The organism is Acidipropionibacterium thoenii DSM 20276, from assembly GCF_000423445.1.
GTDB classification, from domain to species: Bacteria; Actinomycetota; Actinomycetes; order Propionibacteriales; family Propionibacteriaceae; genus Acidipropionibacterium; species Acidipropionibacterium thoenii.
Genome location: NZ_AUHZ01000007.1, coordinates 112,670 through 135,918, shown reverse-complemented (window position 1 = coordinate 135,918; position 23,249 = coordinate 112,670). Strand labels below are relative to the sequence as shown.

20 protein-coding genes are annotated in these 23,249 nt (G+C 68.0%); 11 read left to right on the top strand and 9 right to left on the bottom strand.

Annotated features, from left to right (window positions below; translation table 11 throughout):
* The first annotated feature begins 37 nt into the window (after window positions 1-37).
* The gene (locus G554_RS0102915) at window positions 38-826 is read left to right on the top strand and encodes a polyprenol monophosphomannose synthase (protein WP_027586736.1); all 789 of its coding nucleotides are present in this window, start codon (window positions 38-40) and stop codon (window positions 824-826) included.
* 90 nt (window positions 827-916) lie between these two features.
* On the opposite strand, the gene G554_RS0102910 is transcribed toward G554_RS0102915, so the two are convergent.
* Together G554_RS0102910 and G554_RS0102905 are read right to left on the bottom strand one after the other, a co-directional pair.
* A complete protein-coding gene (locus tag G554_RS0102910; protein WP_027586735.1) occupies window positions 917-1,246 on the bottom strand; it encodes an RNA polymerase-binding protein RbpA in 330 nt (109 codons plus the stop codon).
* 130 nt (window positions 1,247-1,376) lie between these two features.
* Window positions 1,377-2,156 (bottom strand): glycerophosphodiester phosphodiesterase family protein, encoded by a 780-nt coding sequence (locus tag G554_RS0102905; protein ID WP_211220399.1) that lies wholly within the window; start codon window positions 2,154-2,156, stop codon window positions 1,377-1,379.
* Window positions 2,157-2,174: 18 nt separating this feature from the next.
* On the opposite strand from G554_RS0102905, the gene pdxY reads away from it, so the two are divergent.
* Window positions 2,175-3,083, top strand: a complete 909-nt coding sequence (gene pdxY, locus G554_RS0102900; RefSeq protein WP_161626457.1) for a pyridoxal kinase PdxY — start codon at window positions 2,175-2,177, stop codon at window positions 3,081-3,083.
* 20 nt (window positions 3,084-3,103) lie between these two features.
* Here pdxY and G554_RS0102895 read toward each other — a convergent pair whose 3' ends face one another.
* Window positions 3,104-4,633, bottom strand: coding sequence for a helix-turn-helix domain-containing protein (locus G554_RS0102895; protein ID WP_036924249.1), 1,530 nt, complete (start codon window positions 4,631-4,633; stop codon window positions 3,104-3,106).
* A gap of 224 nt (window positions 4,634-4,857) precedes the next feature.
* Between G554_RS0102895 and lpdA the strand changes: the two genes are divergently transcribed.
* Window positions 4,858-6,261 carry a dihydrolipoyl dehydrogenase gene (gene lpdA, locus G554_RS0102890; RefSeq protein WP_027586731.1) on the top strand — a complete coding sequence of 468 codons (1,404 nt, stop codon included), beginning with the start codon at window positions 4,858-4,860 and terminating at the stop codon, window positions 6,259-6,261.
* Window positions 6,261-6,746 (top strand): hypothetical protein, encoded by a 486-nt coding sequence (locus G554_RS0102885; RefSeq protein ID WP_027586730.1) that lies wholly within the window; start codon window positions 6,261-6,263, stop codon window positions 6,744-6,746. Before lpdA ends, G554_RS0102885 begins: the two co-directional genes overlap by 1 nt.
* 186 nt (window positions 6,747-6,932) lie before the next feature.
* Here the strand turns inward: G554_RS0102885 and G554_RS14305 are convergent, their stop codons facing one another.
* A complete protein-coding gene (locus G554_RS14305; protein WP_071162135.1) occupies window positions 6,933-8,177 on the bottom strand; it encodes an MFS transporter in 1,245 nt (414 codons plus the stop codon).
* A gap of 308 nt (window positions 8,178-8,485) precedes the next feature.
* Between G554_RS14305 and G554_RS0102875 the strand changes: the two genes are divergently transcribed.
* Window positions 8,486-10,006, top strand: a complete 1,521-nt coding sequence (locus G554_RS0102875) for an amino acid permease (RefSeq protein WP_027586729.1) — start codon at window positions 8,486-8,488, stop codon at window positions 10,004-10,006.
* An 82-nt stretch (window positions 10,007-10,088) separates the two neighbouring features.
* On the opposite strand, the gene arfB is transcribed toward G554_RS0102875, so the two are convergent.
* A complete protein-coding gene (gene arfB, locus G554_RS0102870) occupies window positions 10,089-10,529 on the bottom strand; it encodes an alternative ribosome rescue aminoacyl-tRNA hydrolase ArfB (RefSeq protein ID WP_051232273.1) in 441 nt (146 codons plus the stop codon).
* A 146-nt stretch (window positions 10,530-10,675) separates the two neighbouring features.
* Between arfB and G554_RS0102865 the strand changes: the two genes are divergently transcribed.
* Together G554_RS0102865 and G554_RS0102860 are read left to right on the top strand one after the other, a co-directional pair.
* Window positions 10,676-11,782: a PAC2 family protein gene (locus G554_RS0102865; protein ID WP_027586727.1), complete on the top strand. Its 1,107-nt coding sequence runs from the start codon at window positions 10,676-10,678 to the stop codon at window positions 11,780-11,782.
* 81 nt (window positions 11,783-11,863) lie between these two features.
* Entirely contained in the window at window positions 11,864-13,369 is a 1,506-nt protein-coding gene (locus G554_RS0102860; RefSeq protein WP_027586726.1) for an Hsp70 family protein, read from the top strand.
* 53 nt (window positions 13,370-13,422) lie between these two features.
* Here G554_RS0102860 and G554_RS0102855 read toward each other — a convergent pair whose 3' ends face one another.
* A complete protein-coding gene (locus G554_RS0102855; RefSeq protein ID WP_027586725.1) occupies window positions 13,423-16,827 on the bottom strand; it encodes a PPi-type phosphoenolpyruvate carboxykinase family protein in 3,405 nt (1,134 codons plus the stop codon).
* A 72-nt stretch (window positions 16,828-16,899) separates the two neighbouring features.
* On the opposite strand from G554_RS0102855, the gene G554_RS0102850 reads away from it, so the two are divergent.
* From G554_RS0102850 to G554_RS0102840, 3 genes are all read left to right on the top strand, one after another.
* Window positions 16,900-17,715: an IMPACT family protein gene (locus G554_RS0102850; RefSeq protein WP_084648271.1), complete on the top strand. Its 816-nt coding sequence runs from the start codon at window positions 16,900-16,902 to the stop codon at window positions 17,713-17,715.
* Between the two features lie 243 nt (window positions 17,716-17,958).
* Window positions 17,959-18,987, top strand: coding sequence for a glycoside hydrolase family 3 protein (locus G554_RS0102845; protein ID WP_161626456.1), 1,029 nt, complete (start codon window positions 17,959-17,961; stop codon window positions 18,985-18,987).
* Between the two features lie 9 nt (window positions 18,988-18,996).
* The gene (locus G554_RS0102840) at window positions 18,997-19,908 is read left to right on the top strand and encodes a diacylglycerol/lipid kinase family protein (protein ID WP_027586722.1); all 912 of its coding nucleotides are present in this window, start codon (window positions 18,997-18,999) and stop codon (window positions 19,906-19,908) included.
* A gap of 46 nt (window positions 19,909-19,954) precedes the next feature.
* Here G554_RS0102840 and G554_RS0102835 read toward each other — a convergent pair whose 3' ends face one another.
* From G554_RS0102835 to G554_RS0102825, 3 genes are read right to left on the bottom strand one after another with little or no spacing between them, the layout of a single operon-like run.
* A complete protein-coding gene (locus tag G554_RS0102835; protein WP_483756905.1) occupies window positions 19,955-20,689 on the bottom strand; it encodes a 5'-methylthioadenosine/adenosylhomocysteine nucleosidase in 735 nt (244 codons plus the stop codon).
* Window positions 20,689-21,309, bottom strand: coding sequence for an L-threonylcarbamoyladenylate synthase (locus G554_RS0102830; RefSeq protein ID WP_027586720.1), 621 nt, complete (start codon window positions 21,307-21,309; stop codon window positions 20,689-20,691). Before G554_RS0102830 ends, G554_RS0102835 begins: the two co-directional genes overlap by 1 nt.
* A 52-nt stretch (window positions 21,310-21,361) precedes the next feature.
* Window positions 21,362-21,793: a pilus assembly protein TadG-related protein gene (locus G554_RS0102825; protein WP_051232266.1), complete on the bottom strand. Its 432-nt coding sequence runs from the start codon at window positions 21,791-21,793 to the stop codon at window positions 21,362-21,364.
* A 140-nt stretch (window positions 21,794-21,933) separates the two neighbouring features.
* On the opposite strand from G554_RS0102825, the gene G554_RS0102820 reads away from it, so the two are divergent.
* The gene (locus tag G554_RS0102820; RefSeq protein ID WP_027586718.1) at window positions 21,934-23,151 is read left to right on the top strand and encodes a pyrophosphate--fructose-6-phosphate 1-phosphotransferase; all 1,218 of its coding nucleotides are present in this window, start codon (window positions 21,934-21,936) and stop codon (window positions 23,149-23,151) included.
* The last annotated feature ends 98 nt before the right edge of the window (window positions 23,152-23,249 follow it).

Sequence of the window (23,249 nt, the reverse complement as noted above, 5' to 3'; positions counted from 1 at the left end):
AGGGCCCCGGGCGGGGCCGGGAGAGGACGACGACGCCATGCCCACCAGCGACGACGAGGGGACCGGCTCCCGGGTCCTTGTCATCATCCCCACCTACAACGAGGCCGAGAACATCGAGGCGATCACCGGACGGGTTCGTGCCGCCGACCCCGGAGTCGACATCCTGGTCGCCGACGACAACTCCCCGGACGGCACCGGCCGGATCGCCGACCGGCTCGCCGCCGCCGACTCCCAGATTCATGTGATGCACCGCAAGGGCAAGGAGGGCCTGGGAGCGGCCTATCTGGCCGGCTTCCACTGGGGGCTGGACGCCAGCTACGACGTCCTGGTCGAGATGGATGCCGACGGCTCCCATCAGCCTGAGCAGCTACCGCTGCTGCTGGCGGCACTGCGGAATGCCGACATGGTGAAAGGGTCTCGCTACGTGCCCGGTGGCAGCGTGGTGAACTGGCCGAGGTCCCGGGAGCTCATCTCGCGAGGCGGGGGAGTCTGGACCCGGCTGATGCTCGGCATGAAGGTGAGGGATCCGACCGGGGGGTTCAATGCCTTCCGTGCCCAGACGCTGCGCACCATAGGTCTGGACGACGTGGCCTCGGCCGGCTACTGCTTCCAGTTGGACCTCACCTGGCGGGTCCTCAAGCACGGCATGACCGTCGCCGAGGTGCCCATCGAGTTCGTCGAGAGGGAGTACGGCCACTCCAAGATGAGCCGGGCCATCGTCGTCGAGGCCCTGATCCGCACCACCTTGTGGGGACTCGACTACCGCACCAGCCAGCTCGCCAAGGCCCTCGGCTCGGCGCGCGACACATTGAGGAGCCGCAGCTGAGGGGCTCCTCGGGGCCGTGGACGTGCCACAGCTGCTGGTGGTCGACGGCCCCATCACAGGCGCTGAGAGCCGCCGCGCCGACGGCCGGCCCTAGTCCTTGCGGATATCGTCCAGCCGCTCCTTGAGCAGTTCTTCCAGCTCGGGGATCGACCGGCGTTCGGTGAGCATGTCCCAGTGGGTGCGCTGGGGCTTCTCCTTCTTCTTCTCGGCCTGGGTGCCATCGCTGCGATGAGACTCCGCGCCGCATCGGGGGCACTCCCAGACCCCGGGAAGCTCCGCCTCCACCGAGAAGGTGATGTCGAAGTGATGGCCGTTGGGACAGTCGAAACCGATCTCCTGCCTCTCGGCCATCTCGACGCCTTCCTCGTCCTCGAAGCTCTTGGATCCCAGACCCATTCCACGCAGTGCACGATCTGCCATGGCTCCTCCTTCCAGACTTCCGACTCGGGCAAGTTGCGTTATCCATCATGGCAGGCTCGGGCAACCGATGGCGAGGGCCTCGACTCGGCGCTGCGCGTAGCCCCGGTCCGCGGCACCCCTTGGGCCGGCCTCAGCCGGCCAAACCCCTCTCGGCCAGCACCTGCGCCAGCACGTCGATGCGGTCGGTGACGATGCCGTCCACCGCCATGTCGATGAGTCGGTTCATCTGCTCGCGGTCGTTGATGGTCCAGACATGGACCGCCCGGCCGGTGGCGTGGGCGGCGCGGATGAAGGCCGGGGTCACCAGGGGGATGTCAAGCCCGGCGAGCCGGGTTCTCATCGGCACCTGGAAGGCCACCCCGGTCGGTGGCAGCAACCGGGCGGTCACCCGACCGATGGCCGACCAGGCCACCCCCACCGGGCCCACCGCGGTGGCGACCTGGGAGCCCATCAGGAGCCGGAACCTGGCCAGCCGGTCCGAGCCGAAGGAGCCGACGCAGACTCTTCCGGTGGCTCGGTGCCGCCTCAGCACCTCCACCAGTGGGGCGACCGCCCCGGACTCCTTGATGTCGATGTTGACGAAGGTCTCGGGGAAGGCCTCCAGCACCTCGTCAAGGGTCGGGATCGGCTCGCCTCCCACGCTGGCCCGACGCACCCGGCACAACGGCATCTCACGGATGAGACCCGTGGAGTCGGTCACCCGATCCAGACGATCATCGTGGAAGGCCACCAGACCTCCGTCACTGGTGGCGTGCACATCGGTCTCGATGTGGCTGTACCCCAGCGCCACAGCGTTACCGAAGGCTCTCAGGGTGTTCTCGTGGCCGATGGTGTCGGCCAGCAACGATCCACCCCGGTGCGCCAGGGCTGTGAAAGGCTTCGAGAAGTAGGGGAAATCACTGGCTCGCACCCGCCTATTGTGGCTCGGGTGAGCCCACATCTGTCCAACCACGACCGGTCAGCACCCGGCCTGTTCACGGCCGGCCGTTCCAGGACCGTGTTGTCCATCCAGTCCCATGTCACCGTCGGGTCGGTCGGCAACTCGGCGGCCGTCTTCGCGCTGCAGCGCCTCGGGGTGGAGACCTGGGCGGTACCCACCGTGGTGCTGTCCAATGACAATGCCCGGCCCCGTGTGGCCGGGCCCGCGCTGACCACCGATCAGCTGCGCGGCATCATCGACGCGATGGCCGCCAACGGGGTGCTGAGCCAGGTCGACGCGCTGCTCAGCGGTTACCTCACCGAGGAGTCCGGGCGGCTCATCTGGGAGACCGCCCGGCGGCTCAAGGAGCTCAATCCCGCCGTGCTGTTCTGCTGCGACCCGGTGATGGGGGATATCGACAAGGGCTTCTACGTGCCCCAGGGGGTACGCACCTTCTTCTGCCAGCGGGCACTCGGGCTGGCCGACGTCCTGACCCCCAACCTCTTCGAACTGGGGGCGCTGTCCGGAGCCCGGCCGACCAGCCTGGCCGAGGTGCTGACAGCGGCCCGGCGTCTGGTCGAGGCCGGCACCTCCACGGTGCTGGTGACCTCGGTGGAGTGCGCCGAACTGGATCGCGAGCACGCCCACATGGTGGCCGTCACCGCCGACCGTGCGGTGCTGGTCTCCACCCCCCTGCTGGACGCCCACTTCGACGGCTCGGGAGATCTCACCGCCGCGGTCTTCCTGTCCCATCTGCTGGCCGGCCGCGACCTGGCGGCCGCGCTGGGGCACACCGCCGGCTCGGTGCACGCGGTGCTGGCCGAGACGATCCGGCTGGGGCGCACGGAGCTGGCCCTGGTGCAGGCCCAGGACCGGCTGGTCGAGGCCCCGGCGGCACCGACCGCCGAGTTGGACTGAGCGCTCACCGCCCTGACGACTCAGTCGTTGAAGACCGTGATGCTGGCCCCGAGGGCCCCCAGCCGGGCGGGCAGATCCTCGTATCCGCGGTTGATCATGTAGACGTCGCGCAGCACGGTCTCACCCTGGGCGGCCAGTGCGGCCAGCAGCAGGCAGACCGCGGGACGCAGGGCCGGTGGGCAGATGAGCTCACGACCCCGCCACCGCGTCGGACCGACCACGATCAGCCGGTGCGGGTCCAGCAGCTGGACGTTGGCGCCGAGCTTGCTGAGATCGACCAGATGGATCGCCCGGTTCTCGTAGCACCAGTCGTGGATCAGGGTCTGGCCCTCGGCCTCGGCGGCGATCACCGCGAAGAACGGCAGGTTGTCGATGTTGAGGCCCGGGAAGGGCATCGGGGCGATCTTGTCGGCCACCGCCTTGAGCTGGCTGGGACGCACCGTGATGTCGACCAGCCGGGTGTAGCCGTTGTGGGAGGGGTACTCATCGGTGAGGCTGAAGTCCAGCCCCATCTCGTGGAGTATCGCCAGCTCGATCTCGAGGAACTCGATGGGGCACCGGGTGATGGTCAGCTCGGACTTGGTGACCACCGCTGCGGTGAGCAGGCTCATCGCCTCGATGGGGTCCTCGGAGGGGAAGTACTCCACATCGGTGTTGATATCGGCGACGCCGCGGATCCGCAGCGTGGTCGAGCCGATCCCCTCGATCTGGACGCCGAGCTTGGTGAGGAAGATGCACAGGTCCTGGACCATGTAATTGGGGCTGGCGTTGCGCAGCACGGTGAGGCTCGGCATCTGGGCGGCGGCGAGCAGGGCGTTCTCGGTGACGGTGTCGCCGCGCTCGGTGAGCACGATGTGGCGTTCCTGGATCCTGCGGTCATGGACGTGGGCCCGGTAGGCGCCCTCGGTGGCCACCACGTCCAGGCCGAAGGCCCGCAGCACCTGCAGATGCGGCTCGACGGTCCGGGCACCCAGGTTGCAGCCGCCGGCGTAGGGCAGCTTGAAGTCGTCGTAGAAGTGCATCAGCGGTCCCAGGAACATCAGGATGCTGCGAGTACGCTTGGCGGCGGTCTCGTTCATGGCGTCCAGATCCAGCTCCGCGGGGCGCTCGAGGGTGAGGTCCTTACCGTCCTCCGACCAGCTGGCGGTGACGCCGATGGAGGCCAGCACCTCGAGAATGCGGTTGACCTCCTCGATGTGGGCCAGCCCGCGCAGCACGGTGTGGCCCCGGTTGATGAGACTGGCGCACAGCAGCGCGACCGCGGCGTTCTTGGAGGAGCGCACCTCGATGCTGCCCGACAGGGTCCGACCACCCTGGATCCGGTAGTTCATCGAGGTACCCGACTTCGGGGTCGAGATCAGCGGCGACTCCAGGGCGTCGGCTATCCGATTGATGTAGTCCAGGGACAGGTTCTGATGGCCGGCCTCGATGCGGTGGATCGCACTCTGGGAGGTCTTGAGCAGTTCGGCCAGCTGGTTCTGGGTGAGACCGCGCTGTTTGCGGGCATCACGGATGAGTCGTCCCACCGATGCCGGGCTGATGGTGTCCACGCCTTGATCCTTTCGCAACACGTCGGCGCACCACCCCGTCCCCCGAGTGGACTCAGGCGGGCGGGCAGTGCACCCGAAGTTTCCGGAAATATATCATATTGGAGATCTGATGCCGATAGTACGACACACGGGCGGGGGAGTGAAAGGCCCTCGTTCGGTGACGGCTGAAGGACCCGCGCGGTGATCGCACAGCGGGGGATCGGACGGCCCGTTAGAGTGGCGCCATGACCTCACACTTCGACGTCGTTGTCCTTGGTGCCGGCCCCGGCGGCTATGTGGCAGCGATTCGCGCAGCCCAGCTCGGCAAGAAGACAGCGATCATCGAGAAGGAGTACTGGGGCGGGGTGTGCCTCAATGTCGGCTGCATCCCCACCAAGTCGCTCCTGCGCAATGCCGAACTGGCCCAGATCGTGACCCGCGAAGCCGACACCTTCGGGATCTCCGGAGACATCTCGATGGACTTCGGCAAGGCCTTCACCCGCTCGCGGGCGGTCTCCAAGAGGATGGTCAATGGCATCCACTTCCTGATGAAGAAGAACAAGATCACCGAGGTCAACGGCTGGGGTGAGTTCACCGGCCCCAAGGAGCTGGACGTCAGGAACGAGAACGGCGAGGTCACCGAGAAGATCACCTTCGACAACGCCATCATCTCTGTCGGCGCAACGGTCAAGACGCTGCGCGGCACCCAGCTGTCGGAGCGGGTCGTCACCTACAAGGAGCAGATCCTCTCCGACACCCTGCCCGGCTCGATCGTCATCGCCGGCTCCGGGGCCATCGGCACCGAGTTCGCCTATGTGCTGGCCGCCTACGGCGTCCAGGTGACCATCGTGGAGTTCCTCGACCGGATCGTCCCCAATGAGGACAAGGAGATCTGCGCCGAGCTCGCCAAGGTCTACAAGAAGCTCGGCATCACGATGCTGACCTCCACCAAGGTGGACGCCATCGACGACTCCGGGGACAAGGTCAAGGTCACCGTCTCGCCGGCCGCCGGGGGAGAGGCGACGGTGCTGGAGACCGACCGGGTCCTCCAGGCCGTCGGTTTCGCCCCGCGCACCGAGGGCTACGGACTGGAGAGGACCGGCGTCGAACTCACCGACCGCGGTGCCATCGCCATCGACGACTTCATGCGCACCAATGTCGAGGGCATCTACGCCATCGGCGACTGCACCGCCAAGCTGATGCTGGCCCACACCGCCGAGGCCCAGGGGGTGGTCGCCGCCGAGACCATCGCCCAGGCCGAGACGATGCCCATCAACTACGACATGATCCCGCGGGCCACCTACTGCCAGCCCCAGATCGGCTCCTTCGGCTACACCGAGGCCCAGGCCCGCGAGAAGGGCTACGAGGTGAAGACCTCCAAGTTCCCCTTCGCCGCCAACGGCAAGGCCTGGGGGCTGGGCGACGCCACCGGTTTCGTCAAGATCGTCGCCGACGCCCGGCACGGCGAGCTGCTGGGTGCCTCACTGATCGGCCCCGACGTCTCCGAACTGCTGCCAGAGCTCACCCTGGCCCAGCTGTGGGACATCACCGCCGAGGAGATCGGCCGCAATATCCACGCCCATCCGTCACTGTCGGAGGCCCTCAAGGACGCCGCCGAGGGTATCGGCGGACACATGATCAACTTCTGATGGCCGACCATCCCACCGGAGGACCGCCGGGACCGGGGCAGCTGGCGGGGCTGAGGATCATCTCCGCCACGGTGGCGATCACCCTGGTGCTGATCGCCGCCGCCTCCTGGTTCGCCCTTGACAGTGGATTCACAGGACATCCGACTCTGGGGTGGGCTGCTGCCGTCGCGGCGCCAGTGATCTCCCTGGCGCTGGGGCGGATGGTCGGCCTCCTCGACCTGCCGGTCAGCACGCCTGCCGACCTGAGATCGGCCTACGCGACTCACTTCCTCATCACGATGGCGGCCACCGAGGCACCGGGAATCCTGCTGTTCGCGCTGGGATTCATCGCGGATCTGTCGGCCCTCCAGGTGAGCATCGGGATGGTGCTCACCGCCGCAGTGGTCTGGACGAGCCTGCGTCCCACCCGTCGCAGGGCCGAGGAGTTCGCCCGCCGCAGGCTGCCCGACGGAACGGACGCGCAGTTCTTCATCGATCAGTTCTAGGACACCGGGGGATCAGCCCTCGAGGGGATCTCCAGCGGTCCCGATCACCACGATGTGATTGTCCGATAAGCGACATTATGTCACTTTGTCCGCTGCAGAGGTCCCGAGAGCGGTCCTGGCCCACCCCTGCCCCAGTGATGAATCACGTCCATGCAAGCAGACTCCAGGTGACAGGTCTGCCGGCAATCAGTCGGGGTCGACGCTCACCAGGGTCGGCGGACCATCACCGGACGCCAGTGCGCGCCGCAGCGCCCGCAGGGAACTCACCCCGATGACCATCGCGCCGCAGGCGCAGATCGCCACCACCCAGAAGCCGGCATGCTCCCCGGCCCGGTCGATCACCTGACCCGACACGCTCGAGCCGATCGAGACCCCCACCCCCAGACCGGTGCCGGTCCACGCCAGCCCCTCGGTGAGGCGGGCCCTGGGCACCAGCTGCTCCACCAACGAATTGGTGTTGATCAGGGTCGGGGCGACGCTCAGCCCGATCAGCATGCCGACAGCCGCGAGCAGCACGATATTGCCGGCCAGCACCGGGCCCAGGGCCGCCACCGACATCGCGACCAACCCGATGGCGAAGCGACGGGTCAATGGCATCGCCCAGGATCTGGCCCCGTACAGCAGCCCGGAGATCCCCGAGGCGACCGAGAACGCGGCCAGTACCAGGCCGGCATCGGAACGCACTCCCCAGCCGGTGGCCTGGGCCACCACGCTGACATCGATCGAGCCGAAGGCGCACCCGATCAGCACACTGGTGCCCACCACTGCTGCGACCCCGGGAAAGGCCATGATCATCCGGGCTGGCACCCGATGACCCTCGGCATCGGTGGCCCGCGGCGTCGCGGGAGGCTCGGTGGACCGCTGCGAGTAGAACAGCTGGGCGCCCACCAGCCCCACCACGGCCGGCACCACCAGGGCTGCCGCCGGGTGGACCCCGGTCGACAGCGCGGTGGCCAGCACCGGGCCCACCACGAAGGTCAACTCGTCGAGAGCCGACTCCAGCGAGAACGCGCTGTGGAGCTGTTCGGGGGTCGCCGCCAGATGGTTCCAGCGGGCCCGGACCAGGGCCCCCGGTGAACCGCTGGACAACCCGCTGATCGCCACCGGGGGGAACAACGTCCACACCGGCAGCCTGAGCACCGCGAAGACCACCGCCACCAGCAGAGTCGCACTGCACAGCACGGCAGCCGGCCACATGATCCGGCGCTGGCCGTGACGGTCCACCAGACCGGAGAGCACCGCGGTGCCGATCGCCCACGCCAGACCGGACACCGCCGCCAGTGCTCCAGCCATCGCGTAGGAGTCGTAAATCGCCGAGACCATCAGGACCAGGCCGATGCCCATCATGGCTCCCCCGGCCCGGGCGAGAAGACCCGCTGCACAGAACCTCAGCGCACCGGGAAGGCTCAGGATCTCTCGGTAGGCGCGCACCGGTTCAGTCTGCCAGACTCCGCCACCGCCACCTGGTCCCCATCCCCCGGAACGCCGCTGCGGTCGGCCGTCGATCCTGATGGACGGCCACCAGCGCTGAGGCTGCCACTCCGGCGAACCTGCCGATCTCGCCATTCGGCCCGAATCACCAGATTTCCTCGATCGCGCCACACCTGCGGTAAATTCTCGCTTCGTTCTTGGTTCCCGCAATGTGGCGACCCATGCTGAGAGGTCGAACCCTCAGCAGAACCGCTAACAACTGGGGACCGGATGAATCAGTAGAGCCCGAAGCCCGGAAGGCGAAGCCTGTGAGTATCCTGCGAACGAAATCGGTGGAGCAATCCATCCGAGACACCGAGGACCCGACCCATAAGCTCAACAAGAACCTCACCTGGGTCGAGCTGACGACCTTCGGCATCGGCGTGGTCATCGGAGCCGGCATCTTCACGATGACCGGGCGGGTGGCCCACACCATGACCGGCCCCTCCATCGTGGTGAGCTTCCTGGTGGCCGCGCTGGCCTGCGCGCTGGCAGCGATGTGTTACGCCGAGTTCGCCTCCACCGTGCCGGTGGCCGGCTCGGCCTACACCTTCTCCTACTCCTCGATGGGCGAGATCTTCGCCTGGATCATCGGCTGGGACCTCTTCCTCGAGCTCTTCCTGGCCTCCTCGGTGGTGGCCCAGGGCTGGAGCGCATACCTCAATGTGCTGCTCGGCGAGCTGGGCATCCACCTGCCACCCGAGATCGTCTCCGGCGGTCGGGTCGACCTGGTGGCGATGGGCATCATCGTGATTCTCGGCCTGCTGCTGCTGGCCGGTATCAAGGAGTCGATGCGGGTCAACACGGCTCTGGTGGCCCTCAAGCTGTTCATCGTGCTGTTCGTCATCTTCGCCGGCATCGGCTATGTCCGGGCTGCCAATTTCCACCCCTTCATCCCGGCCAAGGCCCCCGTTGAGAGCACCACCTCGGGGCTCACCCAGCCTCTCATCCAGTGGATCAGCGGCGCTCAGCCGACCGCATTCGGCGCCTCCGGAATCGTTGCCGGTGCCGCCCTGGTGTTCTTCGCCTATATCGGATTCGATGTGGTGGCCACCACTGCCGAGGAGGCCAAGAACCCCAAGCGCGACATTCCGCTGGGAATCATCGGCTCCCTGGTGATCTGCACCGTTCTCTACATCGCGATCTCCCTGGTGCTGATCGGGATGGTGCCCTACACCAAGCTCGATCCCAGCGCCTCGCTGGCCAAGGCCTTCACGATGGTGGGCAAGCCGTGGATGGCGGTCATCATCTCCGCCGGAGCGGTCGCCGGCCTCACCACGGTGGTGCTGACCATGATGATCGGGGCGACCCGCGTCATCTTCGCGATGTCGCGCGACCATCTGCTGCCACCCGTGCTGTCCAAGGTCTCCGAGCGCACCCGGGTGCCCTATGTCATCACCATCGTGGTGATGGTCACCGACGGGTTGGCCGCCGCCCTGGTGCCCCCGGGCATCCTCGATGAGATGGTCAACATCGGCACCCTGCTGGCCTTCGTGATGGTCTCGATCGGCATCATCGTGCTGCGCAGGAAGCAGCCGGATCTGCCTCGCGCATTCCGGGTGCCGTGGGTGCCGGTGATCCCGATCGCCTCCGCGCTGATCTGCTTCTACCTGATGCTCAACCTGTCGGTGGAGACCTGGATGCGATTCCTGATCTGGATGGCGATCGGCATCGTGATCTACTTCAGCTACTCCAAGGGCCACTCCCGCCTCAATGGCGACCAGGAGCTGGGAGACATCGACCACCAGCTGGCCGACATCGTCCCCGACACCTCCTCGTCGAAGGACTGATCAGGCACTCGTTCACGCCCCGACGACGGCCCTGCCACCAGCTGGTGGCAGGGCCGTCTCTCCCCCGGCTCCCAGAGCCCGATCACCAATCAGTGGGAGGACGCCGGCTCGCCTTGAGCTTCGACCGTCGGGCCTTGGCCTCGCCCCGGCGTCTCACCGATCCCCTGGTGGGCCTGGTGCGGCGCCGGGTCCGTGACGGTCTGGCGGCCCGGCTCAGCAGCTCCGAGATCCGAGCACGGGCGGCACGCCGGTTCGCCAACTGCTCGCGGTACTGGGAGGCGGCCACCGTGAGGACCCCGTCCACCAGCCGATGCTGCAGGCCGGTCATCATCCGGGCGCGCAGGTTCTCGGGGATCTCGGGGCAGCAGGTGAGATCCAGGCTCAGCTCGACCCGTGAGGACGAGGTGTTGACCCCCTGGCCGCCGGGACCGGAACTGTGCGTGAACCTCTCGGACAGCCGCGACTCGGGTATCTGGAATCCGCCCCTGGGGTCATCCCGCAGCGGTACCCATACCCCGTCCATACCGCCAATCTAGCGGTGACACGGCCCGCTGACGGGCCTGTCCACTGGAATATCACCGGTAGCCGTGCTGTTGTTGAACCCGTGGTGTTCTTGCACCCGGGTCCGCAACCGGTGCGGAAACACCTTCCAGACAACAAGGAGGCATCATGAGCGACGAGCAGCTGTTCCGCTGGCGTCCCGAGGTCGATCCAGATGAACTGGATGTGTCGACCCTTGTGATGACCCTGGGCGCCTTCATCGACGCCGGTCATGCCCAGCACCTGCTGCGCCAGAGTCTGCTGAGCGAGTTGGCCCATCGGGAGCTGGGCGGGTTCACCCTCGACGAGATCCTGGACCACCGCGACTCCCGGCCGCCGATCGTCTTCGACGAGAACCATTTCGAGGGCTACCAGGCGCCCGAGATCACCCTCTACGAGATGACCGATGAGTTGGAGCAGCACTTCCTGCTGCTGGACGGTCCTGAGCCGGCGTTGCGCTGGGAGGGTCTGGCCGAGTCCATCGAGAAGATCGTCAAGGCCACCGATGTGAGGCTGAGCATCGTCACCCAGGCGATCCCGATGGCGGCTCCGCACACCCGCCCGGTTCAGGTCACCAAGTGGGCCTCCCGCCCGGAGCTCATCCTCGGAGAGGAGTCCCCCTTCGGACGGATCCAGATGCCGGCATCGTTCCCTGCCATGCTGTCCCAGCGGCTGGCCGAACACGGTCACGACGTGCTGGGACTGGCCGCTCACGTGCCCCACTACCTGGCCGATCTGGACTACCCCGATGCCGCCCGCGCCCTGGTCGAGGCGATCCGCAAGACCACCGGGCTGGCACTGCCCAGCCATGCCCTGGCGATGGCCGCCGGGGTGGTGCGTGCCCAGATCACCAGCCAGGTCGACAACTCCGAGGAGCTCTCGGCGATGATCCACAATCTGGAGGAGCAGTACGACAGCCAGAACGGCCGCCAGGAGATCGAGTCCAAGCATGTCGTGCTGCCCAGCGCCGACGATATCGGGGCCGAGGCGGAGGCTTTCCTGAGGTCGATGGACGACGACCAGAAGTCCGCTCCCGACGATGACCGGGACGAGGACTCCGGCGACCGGACCAGCGGTGGACCAGACGCCGATGCGGCCTCCGACCAGGAGGAACCCGGTGGTGCCAAGCGGAGCAGCGAGGACTCCTCCGAGCAGGGCCCCGGCCACGACGACGGGGAGTCCGGTGAGACCGGCCCCTACCGGCCCCGTCACGGCGACGACTCCTGGAACTCCTGAACACCCGCAGGGAGTGCGCCCCGGAGACTCGGCCCAGATGGGCCGCGGGCTCGCCCACCCTGCGGCGATAGGCTCAGCCACATGGATCTCGGCATTGACCTTGGAACCACCCACACCGTCGTCGCCTCGGTGGATCGTGGGAACTACCCGGTGATGTCCTTCCAGGACAGCCAGGATGACTCCCACGACCACATCCCCAGCCTCTCCGCGCTGGTCAACGGCGAACTGGTGCACGGTTTCGAGGCCGCCGAGGCGATGGCGGCCGGCCATCCCGGGATCCGATCGGTCAAGCGTTCGCTGGCCGATCCGTCGGTCACCTTCTCGACCCCCGTGATGATCGGTGGGACGCCGGTGCCGATCGGTGAGCTGCTCACCTGCTACCTGCGCCATGTCGCCGCCCAGATCCGGATGGCCGGCGTGGAGGGGCCGCTGAGGGCTGTGATCGGGGTGCCGGCGCACGCCCACACCGGGCAGCGCTTCGTCACCATCGAGGCCTTCCGGGCCGCTGGTTTCACCGTGCTGGGAATGGTCAACGAGCCATCGGCCGCGGGCCTGGAGTACTCCCTGCGCCAGTCCAGAACGCTCAACTCCAAGCGCACCCGGGTCATCATCTACGACCTGGGCGGTGGCACCTTCGATGCCTCCCTGGTCGACATGGCGGGAACCTCCGGTGAGGTGGTCGACTCGGTCGGTCTCAACGATCTGGGCGGTGACGACTTCGACCAGGTGCTGGCCGACATGGTCGGACGACGGGTCGAGGGCCCGCTGCCCGAGCAAGGAGCACTTCTGGAGACCTGCCGGATCGCCAAGGAGGCCGTCCGGACCCAGTCGCGCAATGTGCTGGTGGACCTTCCCGACCAGACGGTGCGTATTCCGGTGGCCGAGTTCGAGGCCGCCTGCCAGCCGCTGGTGGACCGCAGCCTGGCCGTGATGACCCCGCTGAGCGCCCTGCTGCAGGATGATCCGGCCAACTCCGACATCGCCGGGATCGACATGGTCGGTGGGGCCACCGCACTGCCACTGGTCGCCCGCCGGGTCCGTGAACTGTTCGGACGGCGAGTGCACCGCTCCCCCAGCCCCACCGCATCGACCGCCATCGGACTGGCGATCGCAGCCGACCCCAGCTCGCCGCACAGCATCCGTGACCGGTTGTCCCGCGGTTTCGGGGTCTTCCGAGAGACCAACTGGGGCACCCAGGTCGCCTTCGACGTGCTGGCCGACCAGACCCTTCGGCTGGACTCCCCGGTGACCATCACCCGGCAGTACCGCAGCCGCCACAATGTCGGCGTCTACCGCTTCGTCGAGTTCTCCCGCACCGACGTCGACGGCACCCCCCGCGGGGATCTCACCCCCTTCGCCCAGATCGTGGTGCCCTTCGACCGCGAGCTCCAGCAGTCCGGGGCCCAGCTCGACGCCAGCCAGGTCCGCCAGGTCGCCGACGGCCACCAGGTCGAGGAGAGGTACACCATCGACCCGTCGGGAATGGTGAGTGCCACCATCACCGACACCGACACCGGCTGGTCGCTGACCACCACGATGGGGCGCGACCTGCCGGTGCTCTCGGCGGTGCCCACCGGTTCCCGCTGAGTCAACCGCCGGACCGGGTCGGGGCCGGCTCTGATGCCCCCCCGACCCGACTCTCAGAACCGGAAATCGACCTGCCGGCCGAGAGTTCCCACCAGCAACTCGCGGTAGCCCTGCGAGGTCACCAGATCGTGATAGGCCCGTACCTGTGCCAGCCTGTCCTCGACGCCGATCTCGGCCGAGGCTGTCCCGTTGCGGGGATCGTCGATGAATTCCTGGAGATGGGCCAGCCCTGCCTCGCTGCGCCTGATGTCCTCGGCCTGCTTGGCGTCCAGCCGGGCGCCGTACCAGTCGGAGGCGAGCACGGACTCCCGGGTGAACATCTGGCGCAGCTCCGCCGAGTCCAGGGTGTAGCCCTCGGCCGACCGACCGTTGGCCATCACCTCCAGCAGGGCCCGGATCGGAGGTACCGCCATCGCGATCGTGCCGTCGTCGAAGTAGGCCCGGGCGACCCGGGCGTGGGTCGCGGCGATGGTTCGCACCGAGTCGGCAAAGACCTGCTCGTCCTGGAGCTCGGGACGCAGCATCTCGGGGGTGAAGATCGTGTCGGGGTGCATGAAGATCCGCCCGAAGTACATCTTCATGAACTTCTCGGTCATCCGGTAGCCCAGCCGGGAGGCCGGAATCGTCTCACCGTCGAACTGGTAGTCCGTCAGCTTCTCCAGGTATCCGCCGCGGATCAGGGTTGCGGCATCCCTCTCGGCCGGCGACATCCGGGAGAACAGCTCGGGGATCAGCAGTGAGATGTCGTGGGCGACCTGGACCTTCGGGCCGATACAGCCGGCCGAGGACAGCCAGCCGTCGTATCCCGACAGGGCGAAGGACAGGAACGAGGAGTTGAGGTCGAAGACCGCCGGCATCGCATTGAAGGGGCCCTTGGTGAGCGCCCCCTCGGAACCGGCGCCGGTGGTCGACGGACTCTTGCCGGTCATCGAGGAGATGAACTCCATGAACAGCTCGGGCAGCTCCATGTAGTGCAGCGGGTTGTAGGAGCACAGCGCCGGGACGTTCTCCTCCGGAGGGTTGTTGCGTCTTCCGGCGGCCACGATGTCGACCGGTAGCAGGAGCTTCTCGGCGACCGGGCGACGATGGTGCAGGTGACTGGCCAGGTCGGCGATCCGGGTCAGGCGGGAATGGGAGATGTCGGGGCGCACCTGAAGGTAGCGAGGGTTCTTCGACCGCACCCCGTCGACCAGCCGCGGGTCGGCGCTGGAGACGGCATAGGCCGGTCCGGCGGCGGGGTCGGAGTCGGCGAACTGCGACAGGAAGGAGCGCATCGGCGCGGAGAACTTGGAGAACTCGACGACGTCGTCCCTCATCTGGGCGACATCGGCGCGGGTCAGCGGCTGGTAGTTGGAGATGAACAGCCCCGACCCGGCCATGTCGCGCTCGGTCTGCCGGTCGTAGCCGCGGTGGATGGCGTCGTCGGGGCGCTGGAAGAGCAGGGCCTCACAGTTGGCCACCACCTTGCTGGAGAGATCCTGCGGTCCGACCGTCAGTCCGGCCGGCACCACCGCCGAGGCGGTCATGTCGTCCTCGGTCTGGACCTTGACATCGGGGGCGTAGTCATGGCGCAGTGTGAACAGCCGCCAGGAGCCGTTCTCGTCGAAGCCGACCCGCAGCATGTCGACGCGGATCTTCTCGCCGTCCAGACGCACCATCGTGCCGTGCCGACCGTTGGTCGGAGAGACCGAGAAGTGGGACTTCCAGTCCGACCCCCACTCGGGCTTGTAGTAGCGCTTGATGGTGAAGACCAGCTCCTTGCGGAACTGCGGGATCGACTCCACCCAGGAGTTGTAGTCCTCGGTGAAGTCGCTGGAGGCGGTGAGCAGCTTGATCACCGAACCCACCGAGCGCTCCCTCGACAGGATCGGGCGGTGATCGGAGCCGGCCAGCCCCGGATCGGCGAATCTCATCGAGTAGTCGCGGTGCAGGATCTGGTCGACCGCAGCCATGTCGGCCTCGAAATCGGGGGTGTAGGCCGAGCCCGGGATGAAGGCATCGGAGATCGCCTTGGAGATCTCCGACTTGCCGCCTCCCGAGACGGTGCACTGCTTGTGCAGGGTGGTCGACGCCCCGTCGACCAGGTTCAGCGCCCACTGGTTGTCGATCTCGGAGTGCTCCATCCGCATCCGCGTGCCGGTCGGCCCGAGGTACTCGTGGTCCACCCTGAGCCGCAGGGACTGCTCGACGCCGTCGCTCCCGGTCCAGGAGACAGTGCCCTTCAGCAGTGAGTACCGGGCCTCACCCGGGACGATGACCACTCCGTCGAGTTCATTGTCGATGGCATAACCCTCCGGCTGGAGGGTGAACCGACCCGGACTGGCGGCCACCACATCGGCGACCTCGGGATCACCCGGCTCCGAGGTGGTGGTGTACTCCAGGCCCTCGTTGTAGGCGGTGTAGGCCCGCGCTCCCCCGGAGTGCTCCTCCTCGCTGATGCCGAACAGATTGGCCGAGTACCCGATCTGGGTCTTGACCTCCTTCTTGCAGTAGCCGTAGTAGTTGTCGGCGATGATCGTCACGATCACCCCGGACTCATCGCGGGCGCAGAGCTTGAACGGCTTGCCCTCGTTGTAGTACTCCGACTCCTCCCGCCAGCACATCCCATCGCGGCGCTGGCGCTCGGTGGCCTGGTCGACATGCGGCAGGCCCAGCTCCTTCTTCGTGACACGGCTCAGGTGCGGGGCCAGGATGACGCATCCGGTGTGGCCGGTCCACGAGGTCGGTGCCAGGGCGGCGTCGTTGACCGGCAGCAACGGATCCCCGGCATTGCCGAAGATCCCCTCCACGAAGTCCAGGTTGGAGACCAGCCCACCGGGGGCGAAGAACCGGGTCTCCATCCGACGCTCGGAGACCAGGCCGGGAACCGCGGGCACCACGATCGGGCGCATCAGCAGGGAGACGTAGCTGTGGGCCTGGTGCTCGGCGTCCTGGTCGGCGCTGTAGGGCAGCAGGGTGTCGGCCCGAGGGGCCTGGAATGCGCGTTCCAGCAGCTGGGCGAAGACCCTGGCCGGGACCGCCTTCTTGTCGTCGGGAATCGCCAGGCCTCCCTCGACGATGTGGAAGACCCCGGCGGTGGTGCGCCGGTCGTTGCGCGGATTGTGCAGGACGCCGTTGGCCACCCGGTAGCTGGACAGCAGGTCCGAGGAGAACTCGTCGCCGTCGACCGGCAGTGAGAAGGTGCGTGCCAGGCCGGCCTCGTCGAGCACCAGGGTGGTGGCCGGCATTCTGGGTCTCAGGTCCGCCACGCCTGCCTGATCCAGGTAGCGATCGATGAACCGCTGGATCCGCCGGTCGGCCGGGCACAGTGCCTCCGGCAGCTCCCGGCGCAGTTCTCGCTGGCGGGCCAGCACCGGGGCCACCGCCTCGATGCCGGTGGAGGCACCGCCGGTGGGCAACGGCAGTCCGTTGATGGCAAGTCTGAGATTCGCTGCGTCGATCATCGATGATTCAGCCATGGCCCCATTCTGTACGGCTGGGTCCCGGGAGGGAACACCGGGCGGCGATTATCCCCCTAGGTGACCGGCCCGATGGCGCCAGCGGAACCTGAGGAGCCGCACCGGGCCCCGGCCAGGTGGCGCGCAGTCGGCCACATCCGCGGTTGTGGCAGGGTTGCCGGAGTGGGTTACACCGTGCTGGGAGAAGGCACTGACATCAGTCACCGGATCGAGGTGAAGCGCTCGATCTTCCTGACCCGGCTGGTCCGGGTCACCGAGGAGGACGCCGCCCGTCAGGTGATCGCCGACCAGCGCCGCAGCCACCATGACGCCCGTCACCACGTCAGTGCATTCCTGCTCGGCCCCAGCCGGGCCGTCCAGCGCTCCAGTGATGACGGGGAACCCGCCGGAACCGCCGGTATCCCCACCCTGGAGGCTCTGCTCCAGTTCCGCGGTGGTCCACCACCCCGATCTCCCGGGGTCTGCCACCGGCCCGGTGGCGATGAGCCGCACCCAGCAGATCTGTCGGATCTGGTGGCCGTCACCACCCGATACTTCGGCGGGATCAAACTCGGTGCCTCCGGGCTGCTTCGCAGCTACTCCCGGGCCGTCACCGGGGCACTGGCGATCGCCACCTTCAGCCGGCGGATCCGATCCGCTGAGTTCACCACCAGCCTCGAACTGTCGCAGGCCGGCCGGGAGGAGGCTGCGCTGCGGGCGGCCGGGGTGCCGGTGACCGGGATCAGCTATCTGCCCGACCGGGTCGTGCTGAGGCTGGCCCAGCTGGACGAGGCCCCGGACCAGGCGACCGCCGGCGAGGTCGCTGCCGAGCTCGGAGCGAGGGTCAGCAGCCTGCTGGGGCGACCAGTGGAGTTGACGGCATCGGGGAGCAGCTGGGTGGACCTGTGAGCCATCCACCGCAACCACCAGATCGCACCGGGTGGCCCTCGGGCATTGTTGAGGGGCCCAGACGTGACTAGCGTGAAATCCATGGTCCTCTCACGACGAGCCCTCCTGGCTGGTGCCGCCCTCACCCCGGTGCTGGCCAGTTGTGCCCCCGCGGCCCCGCGGAGTGAGCCCTCGGCCTCGACGAGCACACCCGCCGCAGGCACCGGTTCACCGGCACCGTCACCGGCCGACTCGTCTGTCAGCGTGTCGCGCTCACCCAGTCCCAGTCCCTCGCGGACCGCCTCTTCTGCCGACCCGGCCGAACTGGCCGGAGGCTGCATGCTGGTGGGGCTGAGCACCGGTTCCGACCTGGAGGAGGTCGCCGCCCTGGTGACCCGACACCGGCTGGCCGGGGTCTTCCTGCTGGGCCACTGGACCTCCACCTCTCGGATCCGCGCCGCCACCGCCCGGATCCATCGGGCAGCGCGGGCCGCCGGGGCCCCGCGAGCTCTGATCGCCGCCGACCAGGAGGGCGGCCTGGTGGCCAATCTGACATCCTCCGATTTCTCCCCGTTGCCCTCGGCCGCCCGGATGGGTACCGGTTCGGCGGCCAGCTGCCAGGCCCTCACCCGCACCATGGGGGCCCAGATGACCAGGGCCGGCCTCAACCTGGTGCTGGCACCGGTGGCCGATGTCGTCGATCCGCAGCTGGGCTCCGGCAATGCACCCATTGGAGCACTGCACCGGGGTTTCGGCACCGATCCGGCCACCGTGAGCCGATTCGTCACCGCTGCGGTCACCGGCTACCGGCAGGGCGGGGTGGCCACCACCGTCAAGCACTTCCCGGGGCTGGGAGCGGTTCGGGCCAACACCGATCTGGCGGTGGCCACCGACACCACGACCTCTGCCGACTCGGCGAACCTGGAGCCCTTCCGCTCCGGGATCGCCGCCGGCTCGCAGACCGTGATGGTCTCCTCGGCGATCTACTCGCGGATCGACCCCACCGTCCCGGCGGTCTTCTCCTCGAAGGTGATCCCGAACCTGTTGCGCTCGGCGCTGCGCTTCGCCGGCGTGGTGCTCTCTGATGACCTCGGCTCGGCGAAGGCGGTGTCAGCAGTGCCGGTGCGGGACCGAGGCTCGCGGTTCCTCGACGCCGGCGGTGACCTGGCCCTGTGCGCAGACCCCTCACTGGTGCCCGCGATGGTCGAGGGAATCACCGCCCGGACCTCGGCCGCGCGGATCCGGGAGTCCTCCTCACGGATCGACACCCTCATCTCCGGACTGCCGGGCTAGGCTCCTGGCATGACCACCAGCACCCCTGGTACACGGCCGGTCATCGTCTACAACCCGCTGAAGATCGACGACCTCGACGCCCACAGGCACATCGCCGCCTCGATATTCGAGGGTCACGGCTGGGCCCGACCCCAGTGGGTCGCGACCACCGCCGAGGATCATGGCGCAGGGATGGCCCGTCGTGCAGTGGACTCCGGCGCCGACCTGGTCTGTGCGATGGGTGGCGACGGCACGGTTCGCGAGGTGGCCTCGGCGATGGCACACACCGGGATCGCGATGGGCGTCCTGGCACTGGGCACCGGCAATCTGCTCGCCCGGAACCTGGGGCTGCCGCACAATGACTTCAGGGCCTCGCTGACAGCAGTGCTCGAGGGTTCCCCGCGCGCGGTGGACCTGGGCCGGGTGCGCTTCGACGAGGGCGCCGAGATGTGTTTCACCGTCATCGCGGGAATGGGCCTGGATGCCGAGGCACTGGCGGGAACACAGTCCAGATCCAAGGAACGGATCGGCTGGCTGGCGTATATCGTCTCGGGGCTCAGAGCGCTGACCCAGCGCGGGTTCAGCGCCGAGACCACGGTGGATGGCCGTCAACCGGTCACCGGTCGGTGCCAGATGGTGCTGGCCTGCAACTGCGGGCTGCTGCCCGGCGGGATCGAACTGGTGCCCGAGGCCAGGATCGACGACGGTCGGCTGGACCTGATGACCTTCTCCCCCTCGGGCCTGGTGGGCTGGGCCGCGGCGACCCTCCGCGCTGTCACCCTGCACCGCAGGGGCCATCGCATCATCCGGCACGCCTCGGCCTACACCTGCCTGGTCAGTACCGACCGCAAGGTCCTCACCGAGGCCGACGGGGATCCGCTCTCGATGGCCACCACGATGCGGGTCCGGATCGACAGCGGGGCCCTGCTGGTGCGGGCCTGAGGCCGCCACGCGCTGCCGGCCCGCAGCTCATCGGGCCGGCTCCGGTTCACTGCTGGGCGACCAGCGCGTGGGCCAGCTCACGGTCGCGCTGCGAGGCCTCGGCCAGGAATGCCGGAAAGTCTGCGACGGCGTTCCCGTCGGCGGAGTCCGACAGGATCCTCACCACTGCGAATGGCACTGACAGGTGGGACGCCGCCTGGGCCAGGGCGGCCCCCTCCATCTCCACCGCCGAGGCGTTGAAGGTCCGACGCAGCCAGGTCACCTGGGCGGGGTCGGCGATGAACTGGTCGCCGCTGGCGATCGTGCCGCACACCACCGCATGAGCGCCACCGCCGGCCAGCTCCAGGGCAGCCTGCCGGACCCGCTCCCGCAGCTGGGGGTCCGGGGCCCAGTAGCGCGGTTCGCCGGGTAGCTGGCCGATCGGGTCGCCGAAGGCGGTGCCGTCCGCGTCATGCTGGACGAACCGGTCGCCCACCACGACGTCGCCGATTCCCAGCCCCGTGGCGACCGCCCCGGCCACCCCGGTGAAGACGATCGCCGAGGCACCTGCAGAGACCATCGCCGAGGCCGCCAGGGCTGCATTGACCTTCCCGATGCCGGATCTCGCCAGGATCACCGGGTGGCCGTCCAACCTCCCCGAGACCATCTCGCAGGGTCCGGGCAGGGCTCGGGCGTCCGCGAGGTCGCCTCGGATCAGGCGGATCTCGTCGTCCATCGCTCCCAGCAGCCCGAGGACCGGGATGCTCGTGGTGTCCTTCGGCACGGCCGGGCTGCCTGCCATCACTGGAAGGGTGCCGGGTCGCCGGCACCCATCCGGGTGATGACCGCCTCGCCGGAACTGAAGTCGATCACAGTGGTCGGGTCGGTGCCGCAGTCCCCGGAGTCCAGCACGGCGTCCAGCTCGTTGTCGAGTGCCTCCTTCACCTGCCAGCCATCGTCCATCGGCCGGTCCTGGCCGGGCAGGATCAGTGTCGAGGAGACGATCGGTTCACCCAGGGCGTCCATCAGTGCCAGGCAGGTGACGTGCTCGGGGACCCGGACTCCCACGGTGTGCTTCTTGGGGTGCAGCATCACCTTGGGCACATCACGGGTGGCTCGCAGGATGAAGGTGTAGCGACCGGGCACCGCGGCCTTGATGGCGCGGAACACCGAGTTCTCCATCTGCACGTACTGGCCGACCTGGCTGAACTCGCTCATCACCAGGGTGAAGTGGTGCTTCTCGTCCAGGCCCCTGATCCGACGGATCCGCTCCAGGGCGTCCTTGTTGCCGAGCCGGGCCCCGAAGGCATATCCGGAATCGGTGGGATAGCCGATCAGGCCACCCTCCTTGAGGATGGTGACCAACTGGTTGAGGGCACGACGCTGCGGGTTGACCGGGTGCACCGGGTAGTAGTGGGTCATCCCCCGATCGTATCGGGGCCACGGTCCGGCGCGTGGGAGTTACCGGCGGTGGTCAGCGGGGGATCAACCGGCAGCTGGACACCGCCTGGCCCCGCACCGAGTCCAGTCCGATCGCCGAGAGCACGATGGTCGCTCTGGTGACGGTCACGGTGACCGTCAGCAGATCGTCCTCCACCCGCACCGCTGAGGAGACCGAACCGCCCTCGGGCCGGGCGGCAGCGGCGACCTGTGCGGCCCGGGCACGCCCGTCACCATCACCGGAGGCCCCCGACCGACCGGTCAGCTGGGCCGCGGAGGACTGGTCGCAGCCGGCCCTGGCCGCCTGCGAGGCGACGGTGTGGGCCTGTCGGCGGGCCCGAGCCTGCTGAGCGCCGTCGACGGCCAGGCCGCCTGCCAGGATCAGACAGGGCATCAGCAGCACGGCGGTCACCGACATGCTGGCGCCCCGCTCTGGCAGCCTGCTGAATCCCCGGACCGCGGTCATGAGGACAAGCTCACCATGCCGGGTGCCCTGCTGGGAAGCGATCGGGCCACTCCGTCGGCGATCGGCCCTCCGGGAATGTCAAGGGCGCCGGTGTCATAGGCTGGAGGGCGAAATCTCACTCAACGAAAGGTCACCACACCATGGCCCAGGTCAAGAAGGTCGCCCTCCTCACGGCGGGCGGCTTCGCACCCTGCCTCTCCACGGCGATCGGCGGGCTGGTCAAGCGCTACACGGAGGTAGCACCAGACGTCGAGATCATCGCCTACCGGTACGGATATCAGGGTCTGCTCAAGGGCGACTTCCTGGAGATCACCGACGAGGTGCGCGCCAAGGCCGATGTACTGCACCGCTTCGGCGGTTCCCCGATCGGCAACTCCCGGGTCAAGCTGACCAACAAGGACGACCTGGTCAAGCGCGGTCTGGTCGCCGAGGGTGAGGATCCCCTCAAGGTCGCCGCAGACCGGCTGGTCGCTGACGGCGTCGACGTGCTGCACACCATCGGCGGCGACGACACCAACACCACGGCGGCCGATCTGGCGGGCTACCTCGCCGAGAACGACTACGGACTGACTGTCGTCGGCCTGCCGAAGACCATCGACAACGACATCATCCCGATCCGCCAGTCCCTGGGGGCCTGGACCGCCGCCGAACAGGGCGCGAGGTTCGCCGCCAATGTGGTGGCCGAGCACAACTCCGGATCCCGGATGCTCATCATCCACGAGGTGATGGGCCGCAACTGCGGTTACCTCACTGCCGCCACCGCCCAGAAGTACCGTCAGTGGCTCGACAGCCAGGAGTGGGTGCCCGAGATCGGCCTGTCGCGTGAGGCCTGGGACATCCACGCCGTCTACGTCCCCGAGGCCGGGATCGACCTGGACGCCGAGGCCGAGCGCCTCAACAAGGTGATGGACACCGTCGGGAATGTCACCATCTTCCTGTCGGAGGGAGCCGGTCTGGACGCCATCGTCGCCGACCTCGAGAAGTCCGGCGAGGAGGTCCCGCGTGACCCCTTCGGCCACGTCAAGCTCGACAAGATCAACCCCGGGGCCTGGTTCGGCAAGCAGTTCGCCCAGCGGCTGTCGGCCGAGAAGACGATGGTCCAGAAGTCGGGTTACTTCTCCCGGTCGGCCGCCTCCAACGAGGCCGACCTGGAACTCATCGGCCGCTGCACCGATCTGGCCGTCGAGTGCGCCCTGTCGGGTCGTTCCGGAGTGATCGGCCAGGACGAGGAGGCCGGCGATGTGCTGACCAATATCGCCTTCGACCGGATCAAGGGGGGCAAGCCCTTCGACGTCACCCAGCCCTGGTTCACCCAGATGCTCGGTGAGATCGGCCAGCCCGGCCCGGCCCAGGACTGACCTCACAGCCGTCCTCGACGCCGAGGGGCCCGCTCCCGCTGTCGGAGCGGGCCCCTCGCCATCTCCGCCGAGTGCGGATGGACGCCGCCGGCCCGCGC